The 660-nt window shown below is 38.0% G+C and carries 1 protein-coding gene and 1 pseudogene; both read right to left on the reverse strand.

Annotated features, from left to right (window positions below):
- Positions 1–115: 115 nt before the first annotated feature.
- Positions 116–454: a hypothetical protein gene (locus ACFILL_RS09460; protein ID WP_375643859.1), complete on the reverse strand. Its 339-nt coding sequence runs from the start codon at positions 452–454 to the stop codon at positions 116–118.
- 14 nt (positions 455–468) lie between these two features.
- A pseudogene (locus ACFILL_RS09465) lies at positions 469–660 on the reverse strand (single-stranded DNA-binding protein); the annotation flags it as partial.

The following is a 660-nucleotide window of genomic DNA, read 5'->3' on the forward strand; positions in this document are numbered from 1 at the left end:
CTTTGCACGCATTTCTATTGCCAATTTATCAACGGCTTCACGCGGTGCTTTTGCACGTGATATACGTCCGTTTGGTTCTCTTACCTGCCCTGCTATTTTAGGGCGTCCCCTCTTTTTATTTTTTTTCACAGATAACCTCAGACACCTGTTTAACGTTTTCCCAAATTTCCTCTGAGTTTGACCATGTCTCTCCACCCAAAGTCACTACAAATAACAGTAACGCTATTGATATACAAAGGGCTGGTATTTTTTTCCAATCATCATCATCACCCATCATCCACACGAAGATAATGACAATCATTACAATTAGAAAGCCTGCTGTTATATTACAGAATGTCTCAATCTTATTATTATGTTGTAATGATGTTATCTCCTGATCTGTAATAGTATAGTTATAAACTGGCTTAGATTTACAGATTGCACTAAAGGTATGGAGCGGCGGCTTATCAGACATTTAAATACCCTCTATTAAAAAGGAACACTGTCATTCATAACGGTATGGGGCGTATCAAGAGGTCTGTAAATGCTTCTGTCATAAGCAGATGACTGATCTTGATTATCATCATTTTTGCCATCTAAAAGCTTTAACTCGCCTTTGTACTGAGGCAATATGACTTCTGTTACATAGCGATCAACACCGTTTTTATCTTGCCATTTACG

Source organism: Bartonella sp. AP20NXHL (assembly GCF_042196165.1).
In the GTDB taxonomy this organism is placed as follows: Bacteria; Pseudomonadota; Alphaproteobacteria; order Rhizobiales; family Rhizobiaceae; genus Bartonella.

Excerpts from the sequence above, each read along its gene's own strand:
- ACFILL_RS09460 (WP_375643859.1), bottom strand. The coding sequence starts at position 454 with ATGTCTGATAAGCCGCCGCTCCATACCTTTAGTGCAATCTGTAAATCT.